The 18920-nt window shown below is 69.4% G+C and carries 23 protein-coding genes; 13 read left to right on the forward strand and 10 right to left on the reverse strand.

The features are described from left to right. Positions 1-73: 73 nt before the first annotated feature. The 7 genes from H536_RS25455 to H536_RS0100395 are packed head-to-tail and all read right to left on the reverse strand — an operon-like array spanning position 74 to position 5530. Complete coding sequence (locus H536_RS25455) at positions 74-694, reverse strand: nucleotidyltransferase family protein (RefSeq protein ID WP_024348577.1); 621 nt, start codon at positions 692-694, stop codon at positions 74-76. Beyond that, on the reverse strand, positions 684-1721 hold the full coding sequence (locus tag H536_RS25460) for a molybdopterin-binding protein (protein WP_024348578.1): 1038 nt from the start codon (positions 1719-1721) through the stop codon (positions 684-686). The genes H536_RS25455 and H536_RS25460 overlap by 11 nt, the downstream gene beginning before the upstream one ends. Further along, positions 1718-2434, reverse strand: coding sequence for an XdhC family protein (locus tag H536_RS0100375; RefSeq protein WP_024348579.1), 717 nt, complete (start codon positions 2432-2434; stop codon positions 1718-1720). The genes H536_RS25460 and H536_RS0100375 overlap by 4 nt, the downstream gene beginning before the upstream one ends. Beyond that, the gene (locus H536_RS0100380; RefSeq protein WP_024348580.1) at positions 2434-2757 is read right to left on the reverse strand and encodes an XdhC family protein; all 324 of its coding nucleotides are present in this window, start codon (positions 2755-2757) and stop codon (positions 2434-2436) included. Before H536_RS0100380 ends, H536_RS0100375 begins: the two co-directional genes overlap by 1 nt. A gap of 41 nt (positions 2758-2798) precedes the next feature. Beyond that, the gene (locus tag H536_RS0100385) at positions 2799-4067 is read right to left on the reverse strand and encodes a vWA domain-containing protein (RefSeq protein WP_024348581.1); all 1269 of its coding nucleotides are present in this window, start codon (positions 4065-4067) and stop codon (positions 2799-2801) included. Positions 4068-4071: 4 nt separating this feature from the next. Next, a complete protein-coding gene (locus H536_RS0100390; RefSeq protein ID WP_029702470.1) occupies positions 4072-4989 on the reverse strand; it encodes an AAA family ATPase in 918 nt (305 codons plus the stop codon). Between the two features lie 46 nt (positions 4990-5035). Then, positions 5036-5530: a flavin reductase gene (locus tag H536_RS0100395; protein WP_024348583.1), complete on the reverse strand. Its 495-nt coding sequence runs from the start codon at positions 5528-5530 to the stop codon at positions 5036-5038. Between the two features lie 185 nt (positions 5531-5715). Here H536_RS0100395 and H536_RS0100400 point away from each other — a divergent pair, with 185 nt between their 5' ends. The 7 genes from H536_RS0100400 to H536_RS0100430 all read left to right on the forward strand — a co-directional run bounded on the left by H536_RS0100400 (position 5716) and on the right by H536_RS0100430 (position 11743). Beyond that, a complete protein-coding gene (locus H536_RS0100400; protein WP_029702473.1) occupies positions 5716-6855 on the forward strand; it encodes a branched-chain amino acid ABC transporter substrate-binding protein in 1140 nt (379 codons plus the stop codon). 4 nt (positions 6856-6859) lie between these two features. Continuing rightward, complete coding sequence (locus H536_RS0100405) at positions 6860-7873, forward strand: P1 family peptidase (protein ID WP_024348585.1); 1014 nt, start codon at positions 6860-6862, stop codon at positions 7871-7873. Between the two features lie 35 nt (positions 7874-7908). Beyond that, on the forward strand, positions 7909-8652 hold the full coding sequence (locus tag H536_RS0100410; RefSeq protein WP_024348586.1) for a DUF2259 domain-containing protein: 744 nt from the start codon (positions 7909-7911) through the stop codon (positions 8650-8652). A gap of 84 nt (positions 8653-8736) precedes the next feature. Further along, positions 8737-10047 carry an adenylosuccinate lyase gene (gene purB, locus H536_RS0100415; protein ID WP_024348587.1) on the forward strand — a complete coding sequence of 437 codons (1311 nt, stop codon included), beginning with the start codon at positions 8737-8739 and terminating at the stop codon, positions 10045-10047. A 106-nt stretch (positions 10048-10153) separates the two neighbouring features. Then, entirely contained in the window at positions 10154-10360 is a 207-nt protein-coding gene (locus H536_RS0100420) for a hypothetical protein (protein WP_024348588.1), read from the forward strand. Positions 10361-10368: 8 nt separating this feature from the next. Beyond that, positions 10369-11118 carry an SDR family NAD(P)-dependent oxidoreductase gene (locus tag H536_RS0100425; RefSeq protein WP_024348589.1) on the forward strand — a complete coding sequence of 250 codons (750 nt, stop codon included), beginning with the start codon at positions 10369-10371 and terminating at the stop codon, positions 11116-11118. A gap of 64 nt (positions 11119-11182) precedes the next feature. After that, positions 11183-11743 carry an RBBP9/YdeN family alpha/beta hydrolase gene (locus tag H536_RS0100430; protein WP_009209039.1) on the forward strand — a complete coding sequence of 187 codons (561 nt, stop codon included), beginning with the start codon at positions 11183-11185 and terminating at the stop codon, positions 11741-11743. 34 nt (positions 11744-11777) lie between these two features. On the opposite strand, the gene H536_RS0100435 is transcribed toward H536_RS0100430, so the two are convergent. Further along, complete coding sequence (locus H536_RS0100435) at positions 11778-12548, reverse strand: HpcH/HpaI aldolase family protein (protein ID WP_024348590.1); 771 nt, start codon at positions 12546-12548, stop codon at positions 11778-11780. Between the two features lies 1 nt (position 12549). Then, positions 12550-12867: a DUF1476 domain-containing protein gene (locus tag H536_RS0100440; RefSeq protein WP_024348591.1), complete on the reverse strand. Its 318-nt coding sequence runs from the start codon at positions 12865-12867 to the stop codon at positions 12550-12552. 260 nt (positions 12868-13127) lie between these two features. On the opposite strand from H536_RS0100440, the gene purC reads away from it, so the two are divergent. The 5 genes from purC (at position 13128) to H536_RS0100465 (ending at position 15821) form a co-directional block, all read left to right on the forward strand. Then, positions 13128-13892, forward strand: coding sequence for a phosphoribosylaminoimidazolesuccinocarboxamide synthase (purC, locus tag H536_RS0100445; protein WP_009209036.1), 765 nt, complete (start codon positions 13128-13130; stop codon positions 13890-13892). A 70-nt stretch (positions 13893-13962) separates the two neighbouring features. Next, positions 13963-14205 carry a phosphoribosylformylglycinamidine synthase subunit PurS gene (gene purS / locus H536_RS0100450; protein ID WP_024348592.1) on the forward strand — a complete coding sequence of 81 codons (243 nt, stop codon included), beginning with the start codon at positions 13963-13965 and terminating at the stop codon, positions 14203-14205. Between the two features lie 89 nt (positions 14206-14294). Continuing rightward, the gene (gene purQ, locus H536_RS0100455) at positions 14295-14975 is read left to right on the forward strand and encodes a phosphoribosylformylglycinamidine synthase subunit PurQ (protein ID WP_024348593.1); all 681 of its coding nucleotides are present in this window, start codon (positions 14295-14297) and stop codon (positions 14973-14975) included. Then, positions 14972-15391 (forward strand): hypothetical protein, encoded by a 420-nt coding sequence (locus tag H536_RS0100460; RefSeq protein ID WP_035694389.1) that lies wholly within the window; start codon positions 14972-14974, stop codon positions 15389-15391. Before purQ ends, H536_RS0100460 begins: the two co-directional genes overlap by 4 nt. 1 nt (position 15392) lies before the next feature. After that, positions 15393-15821 (forward strand): hypothetical protein, encoded by a 429-nt coding sequence (locus H536_RS0100465; RefSeq protein WP_060576975.1) that lies wholly within the window; start codon positions 15393-15395, stop codon positions 15819-15821. Positions 15822-15859: 38 nt separating this feature from the next. Here H536_RS0100465 and H536_RS23030 read toward each other — a convergent pair whose 3' ends face one another. Beyond that, entirely contained in the window at positions 15860-16423 is a 564-nt protein-coding gene (locus tag H536_RS23030; protein WP_081651762.1) for a tetratricopeptide repeat protein, read from the reverse strand. A 221-nt stretch (positions 16424-16644) separates the two neighbouring features. On the opposite strand from H536_RS23030, the gene purL reads away from it, so the two are divergent. Beyond that, positions 16645-18870 carry a phosphoribosylformylglycinamidine synthase subunit PurL gene (gene purL, locus H536_RS0100475; RefSeq protein ID WP_024348597.1) on the forward strand — a complete coding sequence of 742 codons (2226 nt, stop codon included), beginning with the start codon at positions 16645-16647 and terminating at the stop codon, positions 18868-18870. Positions 18871-18920: the final 50 nt, after the last annotated feature.

Here is an 18920-nt window from a genome sequence, read left to right on the forward strand (position 1 = left end):
TGCGTCGAGACCGGCAGATGCCGCCGCAGGCCGAACGATCAACTGCGACGCGATGGCGCGCCGAGGCGACGTGTCAGGCGGAGACGATGGCGCCGCCCGCCGCGCGCATGGCTTCCGGCGTATCGACATCGACGCTGGCCGCCGCGCCGATCTCCACCGTGACCAGGGCGTCCGGATGCGCCGCAATCACCGATTGCGCGCCGACATCGCCGGCAATCGCCGCGATCTCGTCGGCAAAACCGGTGGCGAGAAGCACCGGGTTGCGCCGCTTGCCACCATCCGAGGCGGCGACGATCGCGCCTCTGCCCTCGGGCGCGAAGGCGGCGATCAGCCGGTTGAGATCGGCGGGCTCGAGTTGCGGCTGGTCGGCGAGCATGACGAGCACGCCATCCGCGCCCGCCGCCACGGCCTCCGCAAAGCCCGCCTTCAGCGACGTTGAAAGGCCGTCGGCATAGGCGGGGTTCTCGATGAGCGACAGATCGAGCCCGGCGAGCGCCGCGCCGATCTCGGCGCGCATATGGCCGACGACGACGCGAACATGGCGAGCGCTCGAGGCGAGCGCGGTCTCGGCCGAGCGGCGCACCAGCGGCACGCCGTCGAAGGTGGCGAGCAGCTTGTTCGGTCCGCCCATGCGGCTGGACCGGCCCGCGGCGAGGATCACCACGTCGACGGCCGGCCGGGCATCATCCGGCATCTGCCGGGCCTCGCGTCTCGCTTTCCTTCGGCAGCGCCTCGCGCGGCTGCGGACGCGAGGCGATCTCCATCAGGAGACCGCCGACGCCCATGCGCCTGATATCCTCGCCCGACACCGCAAGATCGGCCAGCAGGCGATTCAAAACCCAGTCGAATCCGTTTTCCTTGGGACTGCGGGCGCAGCCCGGCGCGCCCAGCACCGGACGTCCCTCCAGTCGGCCGAGCAGCAACAGATTGCCGGGATCGACCGGCATGCCGAGATGGTCGACGGCGCCGCCGGCCGCCACGATCGCCGCCGGGATCACGTCGCCGGCGTCGATCACCGCCGAGGCGCCGAAGACCAGCGTGATGTCGGCGGGCCCGAGCCCTTCGAGCGCGTCCCTGAGCGCCACCGTGTCGTGGGCGCAGCGGATCTCCTCGCTGATTGTCGAGCCGGACAGCGCCAGCCGCGCCTCCGTCGCCCGCCGCGTCTTGTCGAGGACGCTCGGCTTGACGCCCGGCAGTTCGGTCTGGATCAGCGCCACGCGCCGCGCCGCGAAGGGCGCCAGCCGGAAGGCCGCCCTCTCCGCGACGAGCTGCACCGCCCTATCGACGGCCGCGCCGGGGACGGCGAGCGGGATGATCTTCACCGTTGCCACCATCTGGCCGGCATCGACCGGGGCATGTTCGGCCAGCGTCGCCAGCGTGATGCCCGGGTCGATAGCGTTCAGCGCATCGACGACGCGGCGATCCGGCAGGAACAGCCCGGCAGGCTCGGCGAAGAGATTGACCCGCCCGGTGGCGGCGGCCCCGGCCCGCACGCCGGCGCCGGCCAGTGCCGCGCCGATCGCGGCGGCGGCCTCGTCCTCGGTCAGGTCGCCCGGCTCCAGCCGCGCCGCCACCACCGTCGCGATCCCCGCCGCGCGCAGCCGCGCGACATCGTCGGCGGACAGCCGCGTGCCCTTCTTCAGGCGGCCACGGTCGAGCGCCTTGGAATGGGCGAGGATCGCGCCCTCGGCATCGGCAAGAGCCACCTCCCCGAAGATCATGCGGCCTCGGTCTCGCCCCGGCGATCGGCGAACATCTTGCGCTTGCGAAAAGCCTCGACGACCGAGGCCATGATGGCGACGGCGATCTCGCCCGGCGTGGCGGCACCGATATCGGCGCCGATCGGCGCCTCGATCCGCTCGATCAGATGCGGCGCGATGCCGGCCTCCACCAGCCGGTCGACGCGTTTGGCATGGGTCTTCCGGCTCCCCAGCGCGCCGATATAGAAGCAGCCGGCTTTCAGCGCCGCGATCAGCGGATAATCGTCGATCTTGGGATCATGGGTGATCACGCAGACCGCCGTATAGGCGTCGAGCGGACGATCCTTGAGCACGTCCTCCGGCCATTCGGCATGGAGGGCGATGTCGGGAAAGCGCTCCGGCGTGGCGAAGGCGGTGCGCGGATCGATGATCTCGATATCGTAGCCGGCCAGCCGCGCGATCGGCGCCAGCGCCTGGCTGATATGGACGGCGCCGATCACCACGAGCCGCGCCGGCGGCAGATGGGCGTTGAGAAACGCCTCGCCGTCGCCGGTCTGGACGATCCCCGACTTGCCGGAGCGGATCACCCGGCCGATCTCTTCGGCCAGCGGATCGGCCGCCACCTCGGCCTCGCGCACCAGACGCTGCGTGCCGGTGGCGAGCTCGGTCACGACGACCGCGGCCCGCCGGGCCTCGCGCTCTGCATTGAGTGCGGAAAGAAGCGCGCGGTCCATCAGTTCACCCGTTCGACATAGACCCGGATCCGGCCGCCGCAGGACAGCCCGACGCGCCAGGCGGTCTCGTCGGCCACGCCGAATTCCAGCATGCGCGGCGCGCCGGCCTCGATCACGTCCACGGCTTCGGCGACCACCGCCCCCTCGACGCAGCCGCCGGAGACCGAGCCCTCGAAATTGCCCTCGGCATCGATCACCAGATGGCTGCCGGTCGGACGCGGCGCCGAGCCCCAGGTCTCCACGACGGTGGCCAGCGCGAGGCTGCGCCCCTCTCCTGCCCAGGCTTCCGCGGTCTTCAGGACGTCGAATTCGGGTTGGCTCATCTTGCGTCTTCCTTCAAGCATCCTGCCGGTCCGCCTGCGGCTCAGGCCGCCGCGGCTGCGCGATCGGCCGCCGCGATCCAGCGGCGCGGATCGGTGTTGCGGTCGCCGCCCTCCGACAAGGCCGCGCAGAGCGCGCCCATCGCCTCCAGCGAATGCACCGCGCGGAACTCGTCGACATGCGGCAGCATGGCCCGCACGCCCTTCGCCCGTGCCGAGAAACCGTCGAACCGCAAGAGCGGGTTCAACCATATCAGCCGCCGGCTGGATTTATGCAGCCGCTCCATCTGTTGCGAGAGGTCATCGACACTGTCGCGTTCCAGCCCGTCGGTGATCAGGATCGTCACCGCGCCCTGCGTCAGCACCCGGCGCGACCAGACCCGGTTGAACTCGGCCAGCGCCTCGCCGATCCGCGTGCCGCCGGACCAGTCCCGCACCGCGCCGGCGCAATCGGCCAGCGCCTCGTCGGGGTCCTTGTGGCGCATCTGGCGGGTGACGTTGGTCAGCCGCGTGCCGAACAGGAAGGTGTGCACGCCCCGCCGCTGCTCGGTCAGGGCATGCAGGAAATGCAGGAAGATCCGGCTGTACTGGCTCATCGAGCCGGAGATGTCGGCCAGCACCACCAGCGGCGGATGCACCTCGCGCGGCGAGCGGAACTTCGGCAGGACAAGGTCGCCGCCGGTACGCATCGACGCGCGCATCATCGCCCGCGGGTCGATCTTGGCACCGCGCGGATCGCTGCGGAAGCGCCGCGTACGCACCCGGTCCTGCGGCAGCCGCAGGGCGGCGATCGCCCGCTTGGCCTCCTCGACCTCGGCGACGCTCATCTGGGCGAAGTCCTTCTGGCGCAGCACCTCGTTGCCCGAGACCGTAAGGCTCGCGTCGATCTCGATTTCCGGCTTTTCCTGCTTCGTCACCCGCTCCTTGGCGCCCTCGAACATCGCCTCGGCGGCGCGGTCCTCGCCGGCGCTCTTCTTCTCCGGCTTGGACGGCCGCGGCGGCGCGGTCGGCGAGAACATCGCGATCATCTTCTCGATGAGTTCGCGCGAGCGCCAGAACAGCCGGAACGCCTCGTTGAAGACGGCGTCGTCCTCGTGCCGCGAGACCAGCACGGCATGCAGGGTCCAGTAGAAATCGTCGCGCGAGGACAGGCCCGCCGCCTTCACCGCCGCGATGGCATCCAGCGTTGCCGACGGACCGAGCTTCAGCCCGGCCTTGCGCAGCGCGCGGGCGAAATAGGCGATGTTGTCGGCCAGCCGGCCCTCGGGGTCGGCAATTGCCGGCGCGCCATCCTCCGGGTCCGAATCCGCCATGGCGTCAGGACGCCTTCGCCAGTTCGCGCTTCACCTCGGTCAGGATCTCGCGGCTTTCGCCCCGTTCCATGCGCTGGATGTCGTCCTGGTATTTCAGCAGCACCCCGAGCGTGTCGGAGACATGGGCCGGGTCGAGGGCGATGGCGTTCAGCTCGGTCAGGGCATTGGCCCAGTCGATCGTCTCGGCGACGCCCGGCGCCTTGAACAGGTCGATGCCGCGCAGCCGCTGGACGAAGGCGACCAACTCCGCCGCCAGCTCGGCATTGGCGCGCGGCGCCTTGCGGCGCACGATATCGAGCTCGCGGTCCGAAGCCGGATAATCGACCCAGTGATAGAGGCAGCGGCGCTTCAGCGCGTCGTGGATCTCGCGGGTGCGGTTGGTGGTGATGATGACGATTGGCGGCTCGGCGGCGCGGATGGTGCCGAGCTCGGGGATGGTCACCTGGTTGTCGGAGAGGATCTCCAGCAGGAACGCCTCGAAAGCCTCGTCGGTCCGGTCGAGTTCGTCGATCAGCAGCACCGGCGCGCGGCCCGGCTCGCCCTCCAGCGCCTGCAGGATCGGCCGGCGGATCAGGAAGCGTTCGGAGAAGATCTCCGAGCGCATGGCGTCGCGGGAAATGTCGCCCGAGGCCTCGCGCATGCGGATCTCGATCATCTGCGCGGCGTAGTTCCACTCGTAGAGCGCCGAGGAGACGTCGAGCCCCTCGTAGCATTGCAGCCGGATCAGCGGCCGGTCGAGCGCGGCGGCCAGCACCTTGGCGATCTCGGTCTTGCCGACGCCCGCCTCGCCTTCCAGGAACAGCGGCCGGCCCATCTTCAGAGCGAGGAACAGCACCGTCGCCAGCGCCCGGTCCGCCACGTAGTTCTGGCTGTCGAGCAGCTGTTCGGTCTCGTCGATGGATGCCGGCAATGAATGTGTCACGTCGCTTCCTTCACGCAGATGGCGTCGTCGGCCGGCTCGCGGCCGCTCAGAGGTGGCGGTAGGCCCGGTCGAGATAGACCAGCGACGCCGCCCTTGGATTGGTGCGAACCGCCACGACCTCGCCGATCAGCACCCGGTGGGTGGCGACGACGCTCGCCTCGATCAGCCGGCAGTCGAAACTTGCCAGCGCCGAGGTGAGGACGGGCGCGCCGGTCTGCAGCGTGTCCCACTCCGCCTTGGCGAACCGATCTTCCGGCGCCAGCTGGCCCTCGCCGGCGAAGGCCCGGGCCACCGGCTCGTCGGCGGCGGCGACCAGATTGACGGCGAAATTGCCATTGGCCTCGAAGCGGTCGTTCTCCGGGCTCGACATGTTGAGGCACACCAAAAGCGTTGCCGGCGAATCGGAGACCGAGCAGGCGGAAGAGACCGTCAGGCCCCGCTGGCCGGCCGGCCCGTCGGTGGTCACCAGATGTACCGCCGCCGCAAAGCGGCTCATCGCGTCGCGGAAGCTGTCGCGGTCGATTGTCGAAGTCGTCAGCAAACCATCGTCCATACATTGCGGGAGCGAATCCCGGAGCTTTGCGGGTAAACATAGGGCGCGCGGATCGGTTTCGCACGGGGGCGCGCCGCAATCCCGCCGGCAACGCACTGTCCTTTGCGGTGGGCGTGCCTGCCGGCCGGCGAAAGCCGATTCCGCTCGGCCGCTCGCTGCTGTAGGCTCGCCCCATGACCATGCTGCAGTTCCGTCCCGGCCCCTTCGGCCCCACCGCCCTCCTCGCCATCCTGACTGTTGCCGGCCTCTGGTCCGCGTCCCCGGCAGTCGCCCAGACGGCCGATGCCACGACCGCGAGCCCACCGGTGCTGCTTGGCGTCGCCGCGCCGCTGAGCGACAGCCAGGCGATTCTCGGCACCCAGCTCGTCGCCGGTGCGCGGGCCGCCGCCGGCACGACTGGCCAGGGCGCCGGCATCGAGATCGTCGAGGCCGACACCAAATGCTCGACCGAGGGCGGGCGGCAGGCCGCCGAGACCTTCGTTGCGATGAACGCGAGTGCCGTGGTTGGCTTTCTCTGCGCCGAGGCGATCGAGGCGGCGCTGCCGGTGCTGACCGAGGCCGGCATTCCGGTGATCGATGTCGGCGTGCGCGCCAACCGCCTGACCGACCGGCGCGAGCGCACCGGCCATCTGGTCTGGCGCATCGCCCCGCGCTCCGACGCCGAGGCCGCGGCGATCGCCCGGACCCTGACCGATCGCTGGGCGGGCGAGCCGCTGGGCCTGATCGACGACGGCTCCATCGCCGCGCGCGGCCTAGCCGACACGGTGCGGCGGCTCCTCGGCGACCGCGGCATCGAACCCCAGAGCGTCGACAATTACCGCCCGGCCGAGGAGAAACAGTTCGGCCTCGTGCGCCGGCTGGAACGCACCGGGATCAGCCGCTTCTTCATTGCCGGCAACCGGCCTGACGTGGCGATCATCATCCGCGACGCAGCCGCCAACGGTCTGGCGCTGCAGGTGATCGGCGGCGAGGAACTGCTCGACGAGACCAGCCTCGACGCGCCGCTGCCCGAGGGCGTCATCGCCGTCGCACCGCGCACCAGCTTCCCCGAACTGGCATCCGCCGAGGACGCAGATGCGGACCTGCCGCCGCAGGGTTATTTCGGTCCGGCCTTCGCCGCGACCGAGATCGCCGTGACGGCCGCCCGCCGCGCCGCCGAGACCGGCCGCCCCCTGCCCGACATCCTGAAGGCCGACAGCTTCCCGACACGTCTCGGCGAGATCCGCTTCGACGCCAAGGGCGATTCCGATCTCGATCTCTACCGGGTGTTCGAATGGCGCGGCGGCCGCTTCGCCGAAGCCGGCGGGAGCTGAGACCCTGACCGGCGTCTGGCGCCCGGGACCGCGCAACAGCCTGACGGATATCGCGGGCGTCCGTGTCGGCCATGGCGGTGATGCGGCGCTGAAGAGCGGCACGACGGCGGTGCTGTTCGACCGGCCGGCAGTCGCCTCCGTCGCCGTTCTCGGCGGCGCGCCGGGCACCCGCGAGACCGATCTGCTGGCGCCCGAAAACACCGTTGCCGGCATCGACGCGCTGGTGCTGTCGGGCGGCTCCGCCTTCGGCCTCGATGCCGCCTCTGGGGTGCAGGCCTTCCTGCGGGAGGCCGGCCGCGGCTTTGCCGTCGGCGATGTGCGCGTCCCCATCGTGCCGGCGGCGATCCTGTTCGACCTCGCCAATGGCGGCGACAAGCGGGCCGGCTGGGACCGCTATCCCCCCTATCGCGAGTTCGGCTATGCCGCAGCCAGCAGCGCGTCCGCCGACTTCGCCATCGGCACGGCCGGCGCCGGCATCGGCTGCACCACCGCGACCTTCAAGGGCGGCCTCGGCACCGCCTCGACGCTGCTGCCAAGCGGCATCGTCGTGGCCGCCCTCGTCGCCGTCAACGCGGTCGGGTCCCCCACCATCGGCACCGGCCGGCATTTCTGGGCAGCCCCATTCGAGATGGCGGACGAGTTCGGCGGCCTCGGCCTGCCCATGCCCCTGCCGGCGGATGCGGCCACGGTTCGCACCAAGCTCGCCCCGCGCCCCGGCACCAACACCACGATCGGGATCGTCGTCACCGACGCCGTGCTCGACAAGGCGGCGGCCAAACGCCTGGCGATCGCCGGGCAGGACGGCTTCGCCAGAGCAATCTGGCCCGCCCACACCGATTTCGACGGCGATCTGGTCTTCGCGGCGGCCACCGGCACCAGCGGCATCGGGCCGGCCCCCATCGATCGAATGGAGCTCGCCGCCGCGGCCGCAGCGACCATGGCGCGCGCCATCGCCCGGGGCGTATCGGCGGCGAACGCGACGGCGTATGATCGGCTGCCGGTCTGGTCGACGGCCTAGGGCGGACCGGACACAACGACATCGGGAGAGACCACATGCCGACGCGGTTCACGACGGGTCTTTTTCGCTGGCTGGTCCTGGCGGCCCTCGCCCTCGCCCCGACCATGGCGAAGGCCGGCGATTTCGCGAGCCTCGAATCCTACGGCTTCTCGTCCAACGGCCAAGTCTACGCCTTCGGCCAATCGGGCATCCATGACGGTTCGGGCTTTCCCTATGCCCATATCTTCTTCCTGGATCTGACCGAGGACCGGTTCATCGCCCCCTCGCCGATCCGCGTGCGGCTCGACGACGAGAACGCGACCCTCGACATGGCGCGCGAGGAGGCCCGCAGCCGGGCCGCGCCGCTGTTCGCCGAGCACGATCCCCGGCCCGAGGCAGGCCTGCTCGTCTTCGCGAAGCCTGCGACCGAACTGTCGGACGATCCGCACCGGGCGCGCTTCCTGCCCCGTGCCATCGCCCCCTCGCCGGATCGCCCGGTCGAGCTGCGGATCGAGACGGTGTCCCTCGCCGGCCCGAGCTATTGCGGCGATTTCGGCGAGACGGTCGGCTACCGGCTGGTGCGGATCGCCGCCGAGCCCGGCGCCACGGCGCGCCTCGTCCATGAGGATACGAGCATTCCCGAGAGCCGCGGCTGCCCGCTCGACTACAGCATTGCCGAAGTGCGGGTGCTCGAGCGCCCCGAGGGCGGCTTCGCCGCGGTCGCCATCATCGCCGTCGAACAGGTCGGCTTCGAAGGCCCGGACCTGCGCTACATCGCCAATCCCGTACCGATGGACTGAACACCGAGTCCGTTGAGGCGATTCGAAACGTCTGGTAGACGGCGCGCATCCCTTCTCCTGCTCGTCTTCGAAAGATATCAGCCGATGATCCCTCGCTATTCCCGCCCCGACATGGTCGCCGTCTGGTCGCAGGAGACGAAATTCCGGATCTGGTTCGAGATCGAGGCCCATGCCTGCGATGCGCTGGCGAAGCTTGGCGTGATCCCCGAGAGCGCCGCGAAGACCATCTGGGAAAAGGGCGGCGCCGCGACCTTCGACATCGACCGGATCGACGCGATCGAGGCCGAGACCAAGCACGATGTCATCGCCTTCCTGACCCATCTGTCCGAGATCGTCGGCCCCGACGCACGCTTCGTGCACCAGGGCATGACCTCGTCCGACGTGCTCGACACCTGCTTCAACGTGCAGCTGACCAAGGCGGCGGACATCCTGCTCGCCGACATGGACGCGCTGCTGGCCGCGCTGGAGCGCCGCGCCTTCGAGCATCGCGACACCATCACCATCGGCCGCTCGCATGGCATCCACGCCGAGCCGACCACCTTCGGCGTCAAGCTGGCGCTTGCCTATGCCGAGTTCGAGCGCTGCCGCGAGCGGCTGGTCGCGGCCCGCGCCGAGATCGCCACCTGCGCCATTTCCGGCGCCGTCGGCACCTTCGCCAACATCGATCCGCGGGTCGAGGCGCATGTCGCCAAGGCCATGGGCCTGACCGTCGAGCCGGTCTCCACCCAGATCATTCCCCGCGATCGCCATGCGATGTTCTTTGCCACCCTCGGCGTCGTCGCCTCGTCGATCGAGCGCCTCGCAACGGAAGTCCGCCATCTGCAGCGCACCGAGGTGCTGGAAGCCGAGGAGTATTTCTCGCCCGGCCAGAAGGGCTCGTCGGCCATGCCGCACAAGCGCAACCCGGTGCTGACCGAGAACCTCACGGGCCTTGCCCGCATGGTGCGTTCCTACGCCATGCCGGCGATGGAGAACGTCGCGCTCTGGCACGAGCGGGACATCTCCCACTCCTCGGTCGAGCGCTATATCGGCCCGGACGCGACGATCACGCTGGACTTCGCCCTTGCCCGCCTCACCGGCGTCGTCGACAAGCTGCTGGTCTATCCCGACCGGATGCTGGCCAATCTCAACAAGTTCAAGGGCCTCGTCCATTCCCAGCGGGTGCTGCTGGCGCTCACCCAGGCCGGCGTGTCGCGCGAGGATTCCTATCGCCTGGTCCAGCGCAACGCCATGCGGGTCTGGGAAGAGGACAAGGACTTCCTGACCGAGCTCCTGGCCGATCCGGAGGTTACCAAGGCGCTGCCCGAGGCGACCATCCGCGAAAAGTTCGACCTCGGCTACCACACCAAGCATGTCGGCACGATCTTCGAACGGGTCTTCGGCCGCGCCGGCTGACGCGCCGCATCCGGAACAATCGACGCCACCGGCGGTTGGCAGGATGAGGGCTGTGCCCGGCATCCGGCAACCGCCGGTCGCGGCCGATCAACCGGGAGGAAGAGCCATGTCCACGCCCCGCGGCCCCTCGCGCCCGAACCGGCGCCATCACACGCTCTGGATCGCACTGACCGTCATCGTCGTCGCCGCGATCGCCTATTTCCTGTTCTTCACCGCCACCCCCGACGAGGGCACGCGCGACGCGGTCGGCGTCTCGACCGAGACCAGCGAGCCCCCCGCGAACGAGGCGCCCGTCACCCTTCCGACCGACTGACGGCCCGAATGGCGCGGCGCTTTGCCCTTTCGGGCCGGACGATCCTCCTGACCGGCGGGTCGAGCGGTGTCGGCGCCGCGCTCGCCGAGCGGCTGGTGGCACTGGACTGCAAGATCGTCGTCTGGTCGCGGCGCCCGCCCGACCCCGCTCACCCGTCGCTCATTCACGAGCCGGTCGATCTGGCCGACATGACGGCGCTGGACGGCGCCCTCGACGGTCTCCTGGCGCGCCATCCGGACCTCTCCGTCGTCATCAACAATGCCGGCATATCCGAGCGCGGCGACCTCACCCGCAGCGACCCCGCGACGCTGGACGCGCGCGCCGAGGCCCAGATCGCCGTCAATCTGCGGGCGCCGATCCGCATCTGCCAGCGTCTCTTCGCGCCGCTGAGCCGGCTGGACAGCGCGATGATCGTCAACAACACCAGCGGGCTGGCCGTCGCCCCGACCGTTCCCCACCCGGTCTATTGCGCCACGAAGGCGGGCCTGCGCAGCTTCACCCAGTCGATGCGCTACCAGGCCGAGAAGGCGGGCGGCCGGCTCGCCATCACCGAGATCCTGCTGCCCGTGGTGGAGACGCCGATGACCGCGAGCGTCCCGCGCGGCCGCATGCCCGTCGACAAGGCGGCGGACCGGATCATGCGCGGCCTGGCCCGGGCCGAGCCGGAGATCTGGGTCGGGCAGACGGCACTGCTGCGCCGCCTCGTCGGCCTGTCCCCTGCCCTCGCACGACAACTTCTCAAGGTAGCAACTGGTTAGCTACCGGGACGGGTTTCGCAAGCCGCGCCTTGACACACCTGACGACCGACCGCATCTGGGTCCGATGCGAGTTGCAGATGCCGATATTCTCATCGTGCCCGGATACAAGGGCTCACCCGAAGACCACTGGCAAAGCCGGTGGGAGCGCAAGCTGTCGACCGCGCGCCGCGTCCAGCAGGCCGAATGGACCAAGCCGGTGCGCGACGACTGGACCCGGACCATCGCCGACGCCGTCAACGAATCGACGCGGCCGATCGTGCTGGTCGCCCATTCGCTCGGCGTCGCCGCCACGGTGCAGGCGATCCCGCAGTTCCGCAACCGGATCTCGGGCGCGTTCCTGGTCGCGCCTCCGGATGTCGAGAACGATGCGATCCGGCCACGCCATCTGATGACCTTCGGCCCCTATCCCCGCGACCCGCTGCCCTTTCCGAGCGTCGTGGTCGCCAGTCGCGACGATGCGTTCTCGTCGCTGGAAAGCGCCGAGGACATTGCCGGCGCGTGGGGATCGCTGTTCATCGATGCCGGCGAGGCAGGCCATATCAATGCCGACAGCGGCCATGGGCCATGGCCGGAAGGTCTCCTGACCTTCGGCAAGTTCATGTCGCGACTGACCGTGCCCGCCTGACGCCGCGAACGACGCCAGGCATTTCAGGTCAGGCTCAGGCGGACGCCGCCTTCGCCAGGGCAGCCGCCCCGGCCGACAGCACGCCGAAATCCGATCCGACGCAGGCCATCCGGTAGCCGTAGCCGCGATAGCGCTTGGCGTCCTCGGCCGTCATCGCATAGATCGCCGCGATCTTGCCGGCCGCGGCAGCCGAGGCCGCGAGATCGCGGATCGTCGCTTCCGTCTTCTCGCTGCCCGGATCGAGCGTGCCGTCCCCGGACAGGGCGATCGACAGATCCGACGGGCCGACGAAGATGCCGTCGAGCCCCTCGATCGCGAGGATCTCCGGCAGATTGTCGAGGGCAGCGGCCGTCTCGATCATGGCGAAGGCCAGCGTCTCGGTGCGAGCCTCGGGCACGTAGCCGCCGCGGTTCCCGTAAGCGTGCAGCTGCGCCGCACGGGTCGGGCCATAGGAGCGCAGGCCGACCGGCGGATATTTCACCGCCGCAACGAAGGCGCGCGCATCCTCGGCCGTCTCGATCATCGGCATGATCAGGCCCGTGGCGCCGAAATCCAGGCACCGCGCGCCCAGCGACCGGTCCTCGATCGGCAGGCGCACCAGCGCCGGCTTGTCGAGAAGGACCGCGCGCTCGATCGCCACCCGCAGGGAGCCGACATCGAAGAGGCCATGCTGGACGTCGAAGGTCGCCACGTCGAAATCGGCGCGCAGGAACGCCTCGTGCACGAGCGGCTCGGGCATGCCGAGCCAGCACGACAGCACGAAGCCGCCTTCGCCGAGGCGGCTGCGAAGTTTGGGAAGGGCCATTCTATTCGGTGTGGACTTGCGTCTCGGCCTCGCCGAGGAACTGGGCCATGTGCCGCCGGATCTGGTGGTCCGACTGGTCCACGCCAGCGTCGTCGAAATCCTTGCGGATCTTCTGGAAGACGTCGTTGTCGCCGGCCTCGATGAAGTCCGCCTTGATGACCTCCTGTGCGTAGGCCTTCGCGTCGTCGCCGGTCTTGCCCAGAAGCTCTGCCGCCCAGAGGCCGAGCAGCTTGTTGCGCCGGGCCTCGATACGGAAGCGAAGTTCCTGGTCATGGGCGTAGCGCGACTCGAAGTCCCGCTCGCGGTCGTTCAGCGACATCGTATCCTCCTTGTACAATCGGCCGGACGAAACCCTTCGGCCTAGCTGATCCTTACCGGCTGCGGCCGATGTTTTGAAGCCGCATTCGGCTGTGAACAGGCGCTTGCGCCCTTGATTTGTGCGCACAACCGCACGACTTCCCGAGCAAGCCATCCCTCGACGATTGTTAAGGTCCGCCGTTTGGGCTAATGAGCGGCATAGTCGTCAGACGTCTTCGCGCCGGGCCAGGGCCGGCGCCTCCACCACGATAGAGCTGCATAATGACACGTCGCCGCCGTATCTACGAAGGCAAGGGCAAGATCCTCTACGAGGGCCCCGAACCCGGCACCCTGGTCCAGTTCTTCAAGGACGATGCCACCGCCTTCAACAAGAAGAAGCACGAGGTTGTCGACGGCAAGGGCGTCCTCAACAACCGCATCTCCGAATACATCTTCTCCCACCTGAACAAGATGGGCATCCCGACTCACTTCATTAAGCGGCTCAACATGCGTGAGCAGCTAATCAAGGAAGTCGAGATCATCCCGCTGGAAGTGGTGGTGCGCAACGTCGCGGCCGGCTCGCTGGCCAAGCGCCTCGGCATCGAGGAAGGCACGGTGCTGCCGCGCTCGATCATCGAGTTCTACTACAAGGCCGACGCGCTCGACGATCCGCTGGTCTCCGAAGAGCACATCACGGCCTTCGGCTGGGCGAGCCCGCAGGAGATCGACGACATCATGGCGCTGGCCATCAGGGTCAACGACTTCCTCTCCGGTCTCTTCCTCGGCGTCGGCATCCAGCTCGTCGATTTCAAGATCGAGATGGGACGCCTGTTCGAGGGCGACATGATGCGGATCATCGTCGCCGACGAGATCTCTCCCGATTCCTGCCGCCTGTGGGACGTGCAGACCCAGGAGAAGCTCGACAAGGATCGGTTCCGCCGCGACATGGGCGGCCTAGTCGAAGCCTATCAGGAAGTCGCGCGGCGTCTCGGCATCATGAATGAAAACGAGCCACCCCGCCCCTCGGGGCCGGTACTGGTCAAGTGAGGCGGCGCCGTGCCGTCAAGCAGCCGGTACCGGCGCTGAAACTGGTCTATTCGAGAGACAGGCGGATATCGTGATGAAGGCACGCATTGTCGTCACGCTGAAGAACGGCGTTCTGGACCCCCAGGGCAAGGCCATCGAGGGCGCGTTGGGCCATCTCGGCTTCGACGGGGTCGGATCGGTCCGCCAGGGCAAGGTCTTCGACGTGGAACTCCACGGCACCGATGGCGAGACCGCACAGGCCCAGCTTGACGCCATGTGCGACAAGCTGCTCGCCAATCCGGTGATCGAGAACTACACCGTCGAGATCGCCTGAGAGCGTCGACGGCCTCGTTTCGACCGTTCCGAGCGGTGGCTGTCGCCTGAGGCAGCCGCCGGATCGTCCTCACCTTTCGAGCCGCACCCATGAAAACAGCCGTCGTCCTCCTTCCCGGCCTCAATCGCGATCGCGACATGATCGCCGCCCTGACCGCCATCACCGGTCGGGCGCCGCAGACGGTCTGGCAGACGGAGACGACGATCCCCGATGTCGATCTCATCGTCATCCCGGGCGGCTTCTCCTTCGGCGATTATCTGCGCTGCGGCGCCATCGCGGCGCGGGCACCGGCGATGCGGGCGGTCGCCGAGGCGGCAGCGCGCGGCGTGCCGGTGCTGGGCGTCTGCAACGGCTTCCAGATCCTGTGCGAGGCAGGCCTCCTGCCGGGCGCGCTGATGCGCAACAACACGCTGCGCTTCGTCTGCCGCGACGTGAAGCTCGAAGTGGTGACCGCCGCCACCCGCTTCACCGGCAACTACACCGACGGCCAGATCATCCGCTGCCCGGTCGCCCATCACGACGGCAACTACTTTGCCGACGACGAGACGCTGGCCCGCCTCGACGGCGAGAACCGCGTCGTCTTCCGCTACGCCGAGGGCACCAATCCAAACGGTGCGATCCGCGACATCGCCGGCATCGTCAACGCCGACGGCAACATCCTCGGCATGATGCCGCATCCCGAGAACCTCATCGAACCCGAGCATGGCGGCACCGACGGCCGCGCGATCTTCGAGAGCGCGCTCGGCATCACCTCGCGTCTCGCCGCGTGAGCCATCCCGTCCTGCGGCCCGCCGCGCTTCTGGCCGCCCTCGCCCTGTCCGCACTGCTGGGCGCCTGCGCGGCCAAGCCCGGCGCTGCGACCGGCGATGCCGCCGCGGGCGACGACACCGGCCTCGACCGGATGGAACGCCTGACGCTGACGGCCAATCGCTGCTGGTTCAAATCCGGCGACGCCGCCTTCGCGCCCTACAGCCTCGCGCCGGAACTCTCGTCCTTCTCGGGCCGGCCGCGCTTCCTGCTGGTGCCGCGCGGCAAGCCGGAATCGAAACCCCTTCTGGTCGTCGAAGGCCGCAAGGGCTCGACCGCCATCGACACCTACGGTCCGCTGATGGGCGAGCCCGTCGCGGCCCGCATCTCGGCCGACCTGTCCCGCTGGCGCGCCGGCGCGGATGGCTGCTCGGCCTGACATGCGACGCCTGCGGACCCTAGCGGCGATGCTGGCGGGCTTCGGCCTCAGCGCCTGCCTGTCGGGCGAATCCGCTTCGCTGGCCGAGCTCGCCGCCCCGGTCGCGGCGCCGGCCTTTGCCGGCCCCGCGCGTCCCGGCCCGGCCGAGATCGACTATGCGAACGCCACTGCCGCCGGCATCTATCGCCGCCGCAGAGCCGAGCGGTCCGCGACCTTCCTGACCGACCGCGATCTCGGTGGCTATGGCCTCTGCCTGCGCTCGCCGGCCGCCGGCGGCGGCATGGACCATGCGCTGATCCTCTTCACCCGCCGCCTCGACGGCGATGCGATCTCGCAGGTGGACGACGACACGCTGGTGCTGCGCCGCCCGGCCGATACGTCGCCCTGCCGGTCCGGCGACATCGCCTATGTCCCGGCGGGCCAGCGCTAGGCGGCGCTCGCCGTAGCTGCTCCAACCGCCGGCCGATCTTACCAGCGCTGCTTGACCGGCTCGACCCGCGCCGCGGGATCGTCCTTGTAGGACCGGATCGAGGCCTCCAGCGCCGTATATTCGCGGCAGCCATTCTCGAAGGCACCGTCGGAAAAGGTCAGCGCCACGCGCCGACACTCGCCGCGCAGCCGGATCAACAGGATGCCGGCGTCGCGCACCCGTCCGAGATCGAGATAGGCCTCGCCGAGATAGGCCATGGCACCCCGGTGATGCGGATTGATCGACAACGCCCGTCCATAGGCGTCGAGGGCGCGCTCGTGATTGCCGGACTTGCGCAGCGAATAGGCCAGCAGCGTCCAGGCATTGTCGTGATGCGGCCGCCGCGCCACGACCTTTGCGAAGGCGGTGATGGCGGCGGGCCAGTTTTCCGCGTCGAAGGCTTCGACGCCATCGGCATAATCGGCATCGCCCGAGCGCACGGTCGGGCTCATCTCGCCGGAGAACACCGCGCCAGCGTCCTGCGATGTGCCGGCCGTGACCATCAGGCCGAGGAACAGGGATGCGGCAAGCTGCAAAGCCGCTCGTCTCGCCATGGTCGCCATCGGGTTCTCCCTGCCTGTGCCGGTCCCCGGCAGGATGAGACCATCGATCGGCGCGGCGCGAAACCGGCATCGGGTGCGGCAGAGCGTCTCGCCGCCAGGCCGATCGCCGGGCCCGATCTCCGGCAGCAACGGGGGAACACCGGCCAAGCCCCTTTGTGTGCGCCGCGCCAGATGGTAACAGGCGCGCAGGACCTTGCCGGAACGTCGCCCCAGGACACGCCATGAACGCCGAGACCCCCATCACCCCGGAACTGATCGCCGCGCACGGGCTGAAGCCGGACGAGTACGACCGCGTCCTGGCGCTGATCGGCCGCGAGCCGACCCTGACCGAACTCGGCATCTTCTCGGCCATGTGGAACGAGCATTGCTCGTACAAATCCTCCAAGCGCTGGCTGCGCACCCTGCCGACCAAGGGCGAGCGCGTCATCCAGGGCCCCGGCGAGAATGCCGGCGTCGTCGATATCGGTGACGGCCTCTGCGTGGTCTTCAAGATGGAGAGCCACAACCACCCCTCCTATATCGAGCCCTATCAGGGCGCGGCGACCGGCGTCGGCGGCATCCTGCGCGACGTCTTCACCATGGGCGCCCGGCCGATCGCGGCGATGAACGCCCTGCGCTTCGGCGCGCCCGACCATCCGCGCACCCGCCACGTCGTGGCCGGCGTCGTCGCGGGCGTCGGCGGCTACGGCAATTCCTTCGGCGTGCCGACCGTCGGCGGCGAGGTCAATTTCCACCCGCGCTACAACGGCAACTGCCTTGTCAACGCCTTCGCCGCGGGCCTCGCGAAGACCGACGCGATCTTCTACTCCAAGGCCGAGGGCGTCGGCCTGCCGGTGGTCTATCTCGGCGCCAAGACCGGCCGCGACGGCGTCGGCGGCGCGACCATGGCCTCGGCCGAGTTCGACGACACCATCGAGGAGAAGCGCCCGACCGTGCAGGTCGGCGACCCCTTCACCGAGAAGTGCCTTTTGGAAGCCTGCCTCGAGCTCATGCAGACCGGCGCCGTCATCGCCATCCAGGACATGGGTGCGGCGGGCCTGACCTGCTCAGCCGTCGAGATGGGCGCCAAGGGCGACCTCGGCATCGAGCTGGACCTCGACCAGGTGCCGGTCCGCGAGGCGAAGATGAGCGCCTACGAGATGATGCTGTCGGAGAGCCAGGAGCGCATGCTCATGGTGCTGCGTCCTGACAAGCGCGACGAGGCCGAGGCGATCTTCGTCAAATGGGGCCTCGACTTCGCGGTGGTCGGCCGCACCACCGACGATCTGCGCTTCCGCATCATGTGGGAGGGCCGCGAGGTCGGCAATCTGCCGATCAAGGAACTCGGCGACGAGGCGCCGGAATACGACCGTCCGTGGATCGAGCCGGTACCGGCCGCGCCGATCGCCGCCGCCGACATTGCCGAGCCGGCCGATTACGGCGCCGCGCTCATCAAGCTGCTCGGCTCGCCGGATTTGTGCTCGCGCCGCTGGGTGTTCGAGCAGTACGACACGCTGATCCAGGGCAATTCGCTGCAGCGGCCGGGCGGCGACGCCGGCGTCGTCCGCGTCGACGGCCATCCGACCAAGGCGCTGGCCTTCTCCTCCGACGTGACGCCGCGCTATTGCGAGGCCGACCCGCTGCAGGGCGGCATGCAGGCGGTCGCCGAATGCTGGCGCAACCTGACCGCCGTCGGCGCCGAGCCGCTCGCCTCCACCGACAATCTGAACTTCGGCAATCCCGAAAAGCCGGAACTGATGGGCCAGTTCGTCAAGGCGGTCGAGGGCATCGGCGCGGCCTGCGAGGCCCTCGCCTTCCCGATCGTCTCGGGCAATGTCTCGCTCTACAACGAGACCCACGGCCAGGCGATCCTGCCGACCCCGACCATCGGCGGCGTCGGCCTGATCGAGGACCGCAGCCGCACCGCCACGATCGGCGGCATGCAGGATGGCGAGACGCTGGTGCTGATCGGCGCCGACGGCACGCATCTGGGCGCCACGGTCTATCTGCGCGAGATCGACGGCCGCGAGGCCGGCTCCCCGCCGCCGGTTGATCTGGCCGCCGAGAAGCGCCACGGCGACTTCGTGCGCGGTCTGATCCGCGACGGCCGGGTCGCCGCCTGCCACGACCTCTCCGACGGCGGCCTCGCCATCGCGCTGGCCGAGATGTGCATGGCCTCCGGTCGCGGCGCCAGCATCGATGCCGGCGACGGTTCCGACCATGCCCGCCTGTTCGGCGAGGACCAGGCCCGCTACGTCGTTGCGCTGAAGGCCGGGGACGTCGCCGCGGTGGAAGCGGAAGCGGCTGCGGCAGGCGTGCCGGTCCGCCGCCTCGGCACGGTCGAGGGCGACCGGCTGGTCGTCGCCGGGCGTCTCGACCTGACGGTGGAAGAGCTGACGATCGCCCACGAGACCTGGTTCCCGGCCTACATGTCCGGCGAGATCGTCGAGCCGGCCGCCGCCGCCTGAGCGAAGGCCCCTCCCCGGTCCGCCCGATTGATCGCGGACCGGGCGATACC

The sequence above is a fragment of the Aurantimonas coralicida DSM 14790 genome, assembly GCF_000421645.1.
Taxonomy (GTDB): Bacteria; Pseudomonadota; Alphaproteobacteria; order Rhizobiales; family Rhizobiaceae; genus Aurantimonas; species Aurantimonas coralicida.

What these genes read in the sequence shown, in the direction of transcription:
- purL (WP_024348597.1), top strand. Translation starts at nt 16,645, where the DNA reads ATGAACGCCGAGACCCCCATCACCCCGGAACTGATCGCCGCGCACGGG.
- H536_RS0100425 (WP_024348589.1), top strand. Translation starts at nt 10,369, where the DNA reads ATGGCGCGGCGCTTTGCCCTTTCGGGCCGGACGATCCTCCTGACCGGC.
- H536_RS25460 (WP_024348578.1), bottom strand. Translation starts at nt 1,721, where the DNA reads ATGATCTTCGGGGAGGTGGCTCTTGCCGATGCCGAGGGCGCGATCCTC.
- H536_RS0100435 (WP_024348590.1), bottom strand. Translation starts at nt 12,548, where the DNA reads ATGGCCCTTCCCAAACTTCGCAGCCGCCTCGGCGAAGGCGGCTTCGTG.
- H536_RS0100375 (WP_024348579.1), bottom strand. Translation starts at nt 2,434, where the DNA reads ATGGACCGCGCGCTTCTTTCCGCACTCAATGCAGAGCGCGAGGCCCGG.
- H536_RS0100440 (WP_024348591.1), bottom strand. Translation starts at nt 12,867, where the DNA reads ATGTCGCTGAACGACCGCGAGCGGGACTTCGAGTCGCGCTACGCCCAT.
- purC (WP_009209036.1), top strand. Translation starts at nt 13,128, where the DNA reads ATGACACGTCGCCGCCGTATCTACGAAGGCAAGGGCAAGATCCTCTAC.
- H536_RS0100385 (WP_024348581.1), bottom strand. Translation starts at nt 4,067, where the DNA reads ATGGCGGATTCGGACCCGGAGGATGGCGCGCCGGCAATTGCCGACCCC.
- H536_RS0100380 (WP_024348580.1), bottom strand. Translation starts at nt 2,757, where the DNA reads ATGAGCCAACCCGAATTCGACGTCCTGAAGACCGCGGAAGCCTGGGCA.
- H536_RS0100400 (WP_029702473.1), top strand. Translation starts at nt 5,716, where the DNA reads ATGACCATGCTGCAGTTCCGTCCCGGCCCCTTCGGCCCCACCGCCCTC.
- H536_RS23030 (WP_081651762.1), bottom strand. Translation starts at nt 16,423, where the DNA reads ATGGCGACCATGGCGAGACGAGCGGCTTTGCAGCTTGCCGCATCCCTG.
- purB (WP_024348587.1), top strand. Translation starts at nt 8,737, where the DNA reads ATGATCCCTCGCTATTCCCGCCCCGACATGGTCGCCGTCTGGTCGCAG.
- H536_RS0100420 (WP_024348588.1), top strand. Translation starts at nt 10,154, where the DNA reads ATGTCCACGCCCCGCGGCCCCTCGCGCCCGAACCGGCGCCATCACACG.
- H536_RS0100465 (WP_060576975.1), top strand. Translation starts at nt 15,393, where the DNA reads ATGCGACGCCTGCGGACCCTAGCGGCGATGCTGGCGGGCTTCGGCCTC.
- H536_RS0100410 (WP_024348586.1), top strand. Translation starts at nt 7,909, where the DNA reads ATGCCGACGCGGTTCACGACGGGTCTTTTTCGCTGGCTGGTCCTGGCG.
- purQ (WP_024348593.1), top strand. Translation starts at nt 14,295, where the DNA reads ATGAAAACAGCCGTCGTCCTCCTTCCCGGCCTCAATCGCGATCGCGAC.
- H536_RS0100430 (WP_009209039.1), top strand. Translation starts at nt 11,183, where the DNA reads ATGCGAGTTGCAGATGCCGATATTCTCATCGTGCCCGGATACAAGGGC.
- H536_RS25455 (WP_024348577.1), bottom strand. Translation starts at nt 694, where the DNA reads ATGCCGGATGATGCCCGGCCGGCCGTCGACGTGGTGATCCTCGCCGCG.